This window comes from Acinetobacter sp. AL9 (genome assembly GCF_041464035.1).
GTDB lineage: Bacteria > Pseudomonadota > Gammaproteobacteria > Pseudomonadales > Moraxellaceae > Acinetobacter > Acinetobacter towneri.
Genome location: NZ_JAYFSK010000017.1, coordinates 38,156 through 48,099, shown reverse-complemented (window position 1 = coordinate 48,099; position 9,944 = coordinate 38,156). Strand labels below are relative to the sequence as shown.

Sequence of the window (9,944 nt, the reverse complement as noted above, 5' to 3'; positions counted from 1 at the left end):
CGCCTTACAAAACTGTAAAGCGTATATTGCAAGAACGGACTGACCGCTACAAGTCGGAACTGACCGACTCAGGCTCTAGTTACACGCTTGGCAACAAGACATTAACAGAGTGCGAATTAGTCCTTGAGTATGTTTGAATACATTTTAAGGAACAGTTGGATTATAGTGCACGTTTATTAGAAAAAAAATTTTATAATACACAAGTTAGAAAAGAAGAAGTACAACGCTTAAAAAATCAATCGAATAATTTTAATAGTGTTTTATTGGTAGAGCAGAATAAACATATTTTAGCTTATGCACCTAATACATTAAAACTTAATTTTAATCAGGCTTATAGTACCATTGGTATTGATGGATCTATTGAAAAAAAGAAAACTTATATTTCATCTCCCTATTGGTCTATAAGTAATAATTTAATCGTCATGATGTCACAACCTATTTATAATAAAACACATCAATATTTAGGCTTAATCAGTGGTACGATTTATTTACAGGAGCAGAACTTGATTAATACCATGCTCAATACTCAGTATGATTATAAAAAAAGTTATATGTATGTGATTGATCAACATAATCGTATTATTTTTCATCCAGATAAAAAGCGAATTGGTGAAAAAATTATCAATAATACAGGTTTGGATTATATTAATAAGAATACAAAGGGATCAATTCGTTTAAAGAATAGTTTAGGTATAGATAATTTGGCGGGTTTTGCACATATTCCAAGTGTAAATTGGATTGTAGTTTCTCAGCAGCCCACAGATGATTTACTTGCACAAGCTAATACGCTGATTTTTAAAGTATCGATTGGAATCTTCATTTTTTACTTTTTTATTTTTTTATTGATTTGGTATATCTCAAGCTTTATTTCTTCACCTTTGAACCGCTTGGCACGTATGGCAAGTATGCTCAATCATGCGGACATTGAAAATAAAATTAAGGAAGTTGATCCGTGGTATTTCGAGGTTTTAAAGTTTAGAACCTCATTATTAATGAGTTCGGAAACCTTTAGTGATCGGATTGCGGAGTTAAAACATCGTGTCAATACGGACCCATTAACAGGTTTATATAACCGTCGTGGTATGCAATTATTTTTAAATGAACTGCTAGAGACTCGTACCGAATTTGCAGTATTAGCCATTGATATAGATTTTTTTAAGCAAATTAATGATCAGTATGGGCATGATCAAGGTGATGTGGTACTTAAAACGCTCGCGCAAATAATGCTAACTAATTTTAGGGAACAGGATGTTTGCTGTCGTAGTGGCGGTGAAGAATTTCTAGTTTTAATGACGACTGCAGATGCAAATGTGGTGTATAAAGCTGCAGAGCGGCTTAGAAAAACCATGCAGGAAACTACGATTAATCAGATGGGTCAAATCACCATCTCTGTTGGCATCGCTTTTTGGCCTCGAGATGCAGAAGATGTTTCTGATGTACTGAAACTTGCAGATAATAAATTGTATGAAGCTAAACATGATGGGCGTAATTGCACAAAGTCTACGGCCGTATGAGGATTTATAAAGATTCTTCTTTAGCTGACACGGAGGTATGCTTTGGAAAAAGATCAAGATCCAACGATAGTGGTTGAAGACAGTCCTGAACAAGAAAAATATGAACTTTTGAAAGAAAAGCTGAAATACAAACAGGCGGAGCGCGAAAATTCTAAAAAAATTGATCATAAACAAGTACGGTTGAACATTCAAGCGGATGCCTTACCAAGCAAAACCTTTTTTATAATGAATGCTTTGGCAGCGATTATTGCGGGCTATGGTTTATTGTCAAATTCAGCCGCAGTGGTGATTGGTGCAATGCTGGTTGCGATGATGCTAGGCCCTATTTCAGGTATGGCTTTAGCATTTATTGATAATCGATGGTTGTTTTTTAAAACAGCATTTAAAACCTTAGTTTTAGGTGTGTCGATGATTGTCAGTATTGGCATCATTTTAGGTCTTATCAATATTAACTTACCTATCACCCATGAAATTCTGTCTAGAACTCAGCCTACCATTATGGATTTAATGATTGCACTTGCGGGTGGTGCAGCAGGGGCATTTGCAGCCGTTTCACCACGTCTGTCTGTGGCTGTTGTTGGCGTTGCAGTTGCGACTGCTTTGGTACCGCCGCTGGTTGCAAGTGGCATATTAATTGCGCATCTGGAATGGAAACATGCAGCAAATGCTCTGCTGTTGGCACTGACCAATATTGTTGCTATTCAAATTAGTTCTTCACTGGTGTTATGGGCAGCAGGTTTTAGACGCGGTTCAGATGAAGAAGTAAATAGCACAGTAATTGAATTTATTAAAAGAAATATCGTGAGTCTTTTAGTACTTTTTGCGCTGGGTATCTATTTAAGCTTTAACTTTATGATGATGTTAAATAAACAGATGTATGAACATCAGGTAGAAAGCTTGATTGAAAGTCAATTTAATCAACATAATAATTTGATTGATACGGTGCAGTTTGATCGGCGTAAAGAGATGACTTTAATTCGCGTAGTCTTGCGTGGAGATATAGCGCCAAAACCTCAACAGATTTCTGCATTGAATCAAAAATTAGCACAAGACCCACGTGGAAAACCAAGTGTGGTTCAAGTGCGCTTTATTCCTGTGCAAATTATTCAAGCCAAAGAAAGTCCTGATTTTGATATTAAGCAAGTTGAAGCCGAGCAATTGATACAACTTTAGATTCAACAATAAGAAATTGATGGTATTTACAGCTTACTTTAGATGGAGTCTTATTATTCAATAGGCATTCATAATGTTACATATTACACAGATTTAATTTAATAGTCTCAAAAGGTTATATTTAAGCCAATTTTAAGCTAAGTGACTTAACATCGGATTTATTTCAAATCAGATTCACTATGCTTCCACGCTCTCCTTACAAAGGCACTTCTGGTTTACAAAGGATTTTGAATGCCACAAGCTATTCTTTGGCAGGGTTTAAAGCCGCCTTTCAAAATGAAGCGGCATTTCGGCAAATCATTCTGATTAATTCACTGCTGATTCCACTCAGTTTTTTCATGCCTGTTAGTCGTGTCGAACAAGTGATCATGATAGTGGTGTGTTTACTTGCCATCATTGTCGAACTGATTAATTCAGCCATTGAAGCTGTGGTCGATCGTGTTTCAATTGAGCAACATCCCTTGTCTAAAAATGCCAAAGATATGGGCAGTGCAGCGCAATTTGTTGCTTTGGCAATTATCGCATTGACTTGGGGTGCATGCCTGATTTCTGCTTAATTCCTTAAAAAACAAGCATAAAACAGACTTTAAAATAGATAGTGAGTTGAGTATTCCTCATGCGGCATCAGCATTCAAAATTTTTACTTCTTCAAGCAATTTTACTCCTTCTGAGTTTGCTGATATTGCTCAATTTCTTTAGCGTTGCAGGCAGGCTAGATTTATACCTCATTCAACCCTTTGTGGATGCTCATGCAGAATTTCCACTTCGACAAGACTGGGCATTGGCTGTATTAAATCATCGGTATGTCAAATATATCCTGATTGCAGTATATCTGAGCTATTTGCTGGCTTGGTTGCTGTCTTTCAGATTTCAAAAATTACGTGCTCGTCGTTGGGAGTTTGGCTATTTCTTTTGGATGGCGGTGATTTCAACCAGTGTGATTGCAATACTTAAATCGCAGTCGGCACATGCTTGCCCGTGGGATATGAGCATTGCCACAGCGCATGGCGTTTGGTGGGATTTAAGTGCAACGGCAGGGCATTGTTTTCCTGGTGGGCATGCCTCAAGTGGTTTTGCTTTATTGGTAGGATATTTTGTTTATCGGGTTGCTCAACCTAAACGTGCTTATTTTTTCTTAATTGCAGCATGTATTTTAGGCATGGGGATGGGCTGGGCGCAAATGATGCGCGGGGCACATTTTTTTAGTCATAATCTTTGGACAGGCTGGATTACTTGGTGTTTGAATGTGGTTGCCTATGCATTCTTGGCGCATAAATTGCACACTCAAAATCTAACTTAAAACCCGATCTTAACGCATCGGAAATTTAACCTGCACACATAAACCACCTAAACTGGCACTTTTAGAAAACTCTAAACTTGCACCTAAGCGTTGGGTGGCTTTATCTACAATAGATAAACCTAAACCACTACCAATTTCCGCATGGTTATGAATACGGTAAAAACGCTGTCGAATTTGATTGAATAGTGCGGGGTCAATGCCTGCACCACTGTCTTCAATTTGCAAAATTGCATGTTGTTCTTGCTGAAAAATAGTCACATTAATCACGCCTTGTTTGGGGGTATATTTAATCGCATTATCAATTAAATTATAAATAATGGAATGTAAAGCAGAACTTTGTCCATGAATATTTAACTCTTGGCGTTGTTCGACACCTAAATCAATATCTTTTTGCAATGCCAATTGAATGAGCTGTTCCACACAGGCAATGGTCATTTGATTTAAAGATAGGGTTTGATCGTTTTCAATTAGACTATCTGAGGCATCTTGCTTGGCTAAGCTTAATAACTGATTGACTAAATGCTGTAAACGCAAAACCCCTTGGCTTAAATTATTGAGGGCATCACTATGTGGAAATTGCTGCAATAAAATTTGTACTTGTAAATTGAGTGCAGTGAGTGGGGTACGTAATTCATGTGCAGCATCGGCAACGAACTGGCGCTGTTCCTGCTGTGCGGCAGAAATTCGCGTAAATAACTGATTCATTTCCTGAATCGTGGGTGCAAGCTCGACAGGATAATCCAACATGTGAATCGGGCTGAGATCCTGCGCTTTACGACGTGCCAATTCGCTTTTAAAGTTATTTAGTGGTTGAAAATTATGACGAATCAGCCAACCCAAAGCCAAAAGGGCAAAGGGTAAAAATATTGCATAGGGAATAAACATATTTGCCGCTAATTCTAAAGCTAAATATTGGCGCACAGAGTTTTGCTGGCTAATTTGAATCTGTAGGGTTTCTTGCGGCAAAATATAGGTATGCCACAGTCCAACTTCGGTTTGATGATTATAAAACCCTGGTTTTTCTACGGGTTGTAGCAACACATCTTGAGGGTGTAATTGTGTTGTAGCATCGTCATATGACCAAATATCGACAAATAAGTCTTCTTCGCTATATCTCTGATTTAAATCGATTTGGCTCTGTGTAGGTTCAGGATGGTTCGCTGCAATGCGTTCTGCCAAACTTTGCATTTGTGCATCTAAAATTTCATTCATTTCTTCTAGGGCAATTCGATACGCTGCAAATACCAAAACGCAGCCCAACATGACACTAAAGATAGAAACATAAACAATCAGACGTTTTTGCAAAGAGTAGGATTGCATTAAATTTGCCCTAAACGGTAGCCCAAACCACGAATGGTACGAATAAAGTCCTTGCCAAGTTTGGCGCGTAAATGGTGAATATAGACTTCAATGGTGTTGCTGCTGACTTCACTGTCAAAATCATATAATTTATCTTCTAAATTACTTTTAGAGAAAATTTTATTAGGGTGGCTGACCAAAGCCATTAAAATTGCCCATTCACGATTCGACAATTCGATATATTCACCTTTGAATTTTGCCAAATGTTGTTCGGTATCTAAGACTAAATCGCCATAACTTAAAATATGTGCGGTATCGTTTACAGGATTTTGTGCGCCGCTACGTCTGAGCAGGGCATAAATTCGCGCCAGTAATTCATCAAATTCATAGGGTTTAATTAAATAATCATCTGCACCCTGATTTAAACCATCCACCCGTTGTTGCAATTGATCACGCGCAGAAATAATCAGCACGGGCAATTGTGGATGTAACTGGCGAATGTTTTTTAATACCTGCATGCCGCCCATCATGGGTAAGCCTAAGTCCAGCAACACCAACTGGATATCTTGCTGCTCTAATTGCTTTAAGCCATCAATCCCGTTGTTCACCCAAGTAACATCAAATTGCTGTAACTTGAGCAAGGTTTGGGTCGATTCGGCAATCATAAAATCATCTTCAATGATTAATATTTTAGGCATGTGATGACTCGTGCTGCGGTTGAGTGGTAGATGGGGCAGAACATTGATTCAGCATATCATTTTTCGGATCAATCACTTGGCTTTTTACATCTAGTAAGCTCAATAAACTTGGGAAAAGATTGTCCTGACTCAATGCTGTTTGGCGTTGTGCTTTTAAGCAATTCACTTGCGCAGCATTTTGTTGTTGCCAAGTTTCTGAAAACCACATCAGCATCGGTACATGAGTTTGTTGAGTGGGTGCCATAGAATACGGTGCGCCGTGTAAATATAAACCATGTTCGCCTGTCGATTCTCCATGATCAGATAAATACCAAAAACCAGTTTGATAGTGTTTTTGTTGCTCTAAAGTTTGAATCAACTGACTTAAAACATGGTCGGTATACACAATCGAGTTGTCATAGGTATTGCGTAAGGCATCGGCACTGCAACCCTGAATCGCATTGCTGTTACACGTCGGTTGGAAGGGTTGATAAGCTACGGTTGAGCGTTTGAAATAAGCAGGTCCATGACTGCCCATTTGGTGCAAGATAATTAAATGTGAACGTCTGTCTTTCGGGTCAAGCTGAGCAAGATAAGCCTGCAAACTGTCCACTAAAATTTCATCTAAACATTCACCGCTGGCATCACACCATTTTTGTTTTAGCGCTGCAGGAATTTGATATTGCTGCACCCGATCACAGGCACCTTTACAGCCTGAATTGTTATCAATCCAAGTGACTTGATAACCTGCACGCTGAGCAATATCCAGTAATCCTTCACGGTGACTTGCCAGTTGTTCATCATAATTTTGGCGTGGCATCCCCGAGAACATGCACGGCACAGAAACAGCCGTGGCTGTACCACAAGAGCTGACTTGAGTGAAATTAATCACAGGCAGCTTAGAGAGTTCAGGGTTGGTATTTTTTGCGTAGCCATTCAGCGAGAAGCTTTCAGCACGTGCAGTTTCACCAACCACCAACAGCATAATTTTGGGTGCTGTGCCTGTTTGCGCACGTTGAATTAAATGTGCATCTTCACCATAGCGCAGCAGCGGCAAATTCTGTTTGGGTGCTTTCTTTTTATAATACGATAGACTAGAGGCAATCGCATTTTGTGGAGAAAGCATGCCTTTTAAATCACGATGCTCGCGGAAGATTGCAGCATAATCCACATAAAAACAGAACAATAAACCCAAAATCAGCACAATCGAAACTACACTGCCTAAAGTCTTTTGCAGTAATTGACGGGCAAAATGAGTCGGCTGAATTTTAACAGACCACACCAAGACCAATGGCAATAGTACAAACAGCACACTCCAAACCACTAAGCGTACAGACAAAAGATCACGTACTTCACGTACATCGGTTTGCAGCATATTTTGAATTTGGTCTGCGGTAATCACTACGCCCAAGCTATTAACAAAATAAGCGCTGAATCCACCGACTACAATCAAAATACTGGCTAATATTTTGGCATTCCAACGCCAGTTTAGCCATTGCAGCAACAGATGATACGCCGATACGATGACGATCACAGTTGCAATCAATAAGCCTATGGCTTTAATGCCCTGATAAGGTGTGAATTGTTGAATTTTCTCATAAAATCCATAGTTCAATACCAAGCCTAACCATAGGGCAAGCAGTAGATTGAAATAGAATAAAGAAATCGGTTTTTGCCAAAAGCGTAGTCGGGCAAAGATAGATGGAGCAAGTGGTGATTCGGGCTGCTTAGACATTGTCAATGATTCAAAAGACTTTAAGATGCTTTAGTTTAAAATTTGAAACTTAAAACTGACTTAAAATTGTGGGCTGAATCTGTTGTAGTTTTATTTGATTAACTTTGAAGATAGAAGTTTTAGAGATATAAACTTTGCATGGATAAGCTGTTCATTCATGTTATTTCTGAAGCTTGCCCTATCTCTGAACATATTTTTATCCAAAGATAGGGCAGATTTTTATACTGAGTTTTCTAGATTTTAAGCCATAGCGACATGGAACATTGAACCAATCCACGCACTGAATACCATGGCGACAATACCCCAGATCATGACACGCAATGCACCTTTCCACATACTTGCGCCACCGACATAGCTGGCAAGCGCACCCATAACCCCTAGACTGATTACACCGACCAACATCACGCCTTTGTCTAATAGATGTTCAGGTAAGAGTAAAATAGACACCAACGGGAATAATGAACCTATAGTAAATGCCAATGCCGAAGAAAATGCTGCGGTAAAGGGTCGCGCTGCGGTGTGTTCTAAAATACCAATTTCATCACGGGCATGGGCATCTAAAGCATTGTGAGCAGTCAATTGTATGGCCACTTGTTCTGCCAATTTGGCATCTAAACCGCGAATCATATAAATATTGGTGAGCTCTTTTAGCTCATGCTCTGGGTTGAGTTTTAATTCACGTGCTTCCATCGCAAGGTCATTTTGTTCAATGTCTTGTTGAGATTTCACCGAAATATATTCACCTGCTGCCATAGAAGCAGCGCCCGAAATTAAGCCTGCAATACAGGTAATTAACAATGTTTGAGAAGATGCACCACTGGCTGCCATCCCCACGACCAAACTGGTCACAGAAATGATCCCATCGTTCGCACCCAATACTGCAGCACGTAACCATCCAGACCGTTCAATATAGTGTTTTTCGAGGTGGTAAGAATGTGGCATAGATCAAACTCTCTTGTTATTCAATTTTCGTTTATTGATGTGTGATATAGCATAAATCATTCTAAAAAATTTATCGTTTAAAAATGAGAGGTATTTCACAAAATAGATGAAGTCGTAATGTGGTTTTTGAGTTTGAGCTTGGAGTTTTTTATAAAATTTCCTTAAATTTCAACCTTTAAATGCCTTAAAAAATGATCAATAGCTTGTAAGATGATAAAAGAGATTGATTCAATCAGGCTTGCAAGTAAATAGGAAATATCGTGATGTCTTTTCAGAATATTGTGGTACCTGTAGTGAGCGAAGTCAGTCTAAAAACCATTCATCGGTTGGGTGCAGGGTAAAGTATGCCTAAATTATCTCGTGACTTAGTATCGCTAGACGTATTTGACTTAAAGTCATTTATTTCTCCTCGCATTAGGGGTAGATGTCGCACTTGCAGAAGTCATACGTGGACACGGTACAATTTATGATGCAGAAGTCTGTGATGCTGCGGTTCGTTTAATTAATGAAAAAGGGTATGAATTACCGCGCTAAAATATGCGTAATGAATAGTGCTAAAACTTGATTGTTGTGCAGTTTATTGGAGAGATTCTTAAAAAGTGTTAAATTTATCTCGTAAATTGTTTAGAATATCTATCAATTCAAATTGTGTTTATATATAATACGCTCCCATAAAGTAACAGATATTCCAAGTTTCCCCCCCACACTTCCCCAAAGTGTGAGTTTTTTTATGCTATGTATTAAAAAGATAGGGATGTAGATTTCCTAAGTTAAATTTAAGCTGACAGATACAACAATGGTTTCTAACAAGTGGATAACTGTCAGGTCTTGTTTGAATGGGGGAAGCTTAATTCCAAATCACTTCCCCAATTCAATATCTTTCAAAATCACACAATCTGCCTGTTCATCGCCAGAGCAATGATCTGCAGAGCTTTGCAACCAGTTCGCCATTTCCTGTAATTGCGTAATCTTCTGTTTTAAGGTTTCAATATGTTTAAGCGTGAGTTGCTTCACTTCTGCACTTTGTCGGTCAGCATTTTTCCATAAACCTAGCAATTCTTTCATTTGCTCAGAAGAAAACCCCAAATCCCGTGCATGCTTAATAAAAGACAAAGTTTTTAAATCTTGCTCAGAATAAATCCGATAACCCGAAGCAGAGCGTTTGGCGGTATCCAGTAAACCAATTTGCTCATAATAACGAATCATTTTGCTGGAAATACCCGATAGCTTAGAGGCTTGACCAATATTCATGTGACTTCTCTCATAAAAAGGGCGTAGAGCAATCTTCTAAACCCTTTTGTATG

9 protein-coding genes are annotated in these 9,944 nt (G+C 38.7%); 4 read left to right on the top strand and 5 right to left on the bottom strand.

Annotation, left to right across the window (positions count from 1 at the left end; all coding sequences use genetic code 11):
* Positions 1–155 precede the first annotated feature (155 nt).
* From ACEO2X_RS06190 to ACEO2X_RS06175, 4 genes are all read left to right on the top strand, one after another.
* The gene (locus ACEO2X_RS06190) at positions 156–1,514 is read left to right on the top strand and encodes a diguanylate cyclase (protein WP_371971245.1); all 1,359 of its coding nucleotides are present in this window, start codon (positions 156–158) and stop codon (positions 1,512–1,514) included.
* Positions 1,515–1,556: 42 nt separating this feature from the next.
* Positions 1,557–2,687, top strand: a complete 1,131-nt coding sequence (locus tag ACEO2X_RS06185; RefSeq protein ID WP_371971243.1) for a TIGR00341 family protein — start codon at positions 1,557–1,559, stop codon at positions 2,685–2,687.
* 179 nt (positions 2,688–2,866) lie between these two features.
* A complete protein-coding gene (locus ACEO2X_RS06180; RefSeq protein ID WP_179988910.1) occupies positions 2,867–3,244 on the top strand; it encodes a diacylglycerol kinase in 378 nt (125 codons plus the stop codon).
* Positions 3,245–3,303: 59 nt separating this feature from the next.
* The gene (locus tag ACEO2X_RS06175; RefSeq protein WP_179994041.1) at positions 3,304–3,987 is read left to right on the top strand and encodes a phosphatase PAP2 family protein; all 684 of its coding nucleotides are present in this window, start codon (positions 3,304–3,306) and stop codon (positions 3,985–3,987) included.
* Between the two features lie 9 nt (positions 3,988–3,996).
* Here the strand turns inward: ACEO2X_RS06175 and ACEO2X_RS06170 are convergent, their stop codons facing one another.
* From ACEO2X_RS06170 to cueR, 5 genes are all read right to left on the bottom strand, one after another.
* Entirely contained in the window at positions 3,997–5,307 is a 1,311-nt protein-coding gene (locus ACEO2X_RS06170; RefSeq protein ID WP_104852308.1) for an ATP-binding protein, read from the bottom strand.
* Positions 5,307–5,984 carry a response regulator transcription factor gene (locus tag ACEO2X_RS06165; protein WP_371971240.1) on the bottom strand — a complete coding sequence of 226 codons (678 nt, stop codon included), beginning with the start codon at positions 5,982–5,984 and terminating at the stop codon, positions 5,307–5,309. The genes ACEO2X_RS06170 and ACEO2X_RS06165 overlap by 1 nt, the downstream gene beginning before the upstream one ends.
* Positions 5,977–7,698 carry a phosphoethanolamine transferase gene (locus tag ACEO2X_RS06160; RefSeq protein ID WP_371971238.1) on the bottom strand — a complete coding sequence of 574 codons (1,722 nt, stop codon included), beginning with the start codon at positions 7,696–7,698 and terminating at the stop codon, positions 5,977–5,979. Before ACEO2X_RS06160 ends, ACEO2X_RS06165 begins: the two co-directional genes overlap by 8 nt.
* A 240-nt stretch (positions 7,699–7,938) precedes the next feature.
* Positions 7,939–8,640, bottom strand: a complete 702-nt coding sequence (locus ACEO2X_RS06155; RefSeq protein ID WP_371971236.1) for a VIT family protein — start codon at positions 8,638–8,640, stop codon at positions 7,939–7,941.
* An 858-nt stretch (positions 8,641–9,498) separates the two neighbouring features.
* A complete protein-coding gene (gene cueR / locus ACEO2X_RS06150; protein WP_004970532.1) occupies positions 9,499–9,891 on the bottom strand; it encodes a Cu(I)-responsive transcriptional regulator in 393 nt (130 codons plus the stop codon).
* Between the last annotated feature and the right edge of the window lie 53 nt (positions 9,892–9,944).

What these genes read in the sequence shown, in the direction of transcription:
- ACEO2X_RS06180 (WP_179988910.1), top strand. Translation starts at nt 2,867, where the DNA reads ATGCTTCCACGCTCTCCTTACAAAGGCACTTCTGGTTTACAAAGGATT.
- ACEO2X_RS06175 (WP_179994041.1), top strand. Translation starts at nt 3,304, where the DNA reads ATGCGGCATCAGCATTCAAAATTTTTACTTCTTCAAGCAATTTTACTC.
- ACEO2X_RS06170 (WP_104852308.1), bottom strand. Translation starts at nt 5,307, where the DNA reads ATGCAATCCTACTCTTTGCAAAAACGTCTGATTGTTTATGTTTCTATC.
- ACEO2X_RS06165 (WP_371971240.1), bottom strand. Translation starts at nt 5,984, where the DNA reads ATGCCTAAAATATTAATCATTGAAGATGATTTTATGATTGCCGAATCG.
- ACEO2X_RS06160 (WP_371971238.1), bottom strand. Translation starts at nt 7,698, where the DNA reads ATGTCTAAGCAGCCCGAATCACCACTTGCTCCATCTATCTTTGCCCGA.
- ACEO2X_RS06155 (WP_371971236.1), bottom strand. Translation starts at nt 8,640, where the DNA reads ATGCCACATTCTTACCACCTCGAAAAACACTATATTGAACGGTCTGGA.
- cueR (WP_004970532.1), bottom strand. Translation starts at nt 9,891, where the DNA reads ATGAATATTGGTCAAGCCTCTAAGCTATCGGGTATTTCCAGCAAAATG.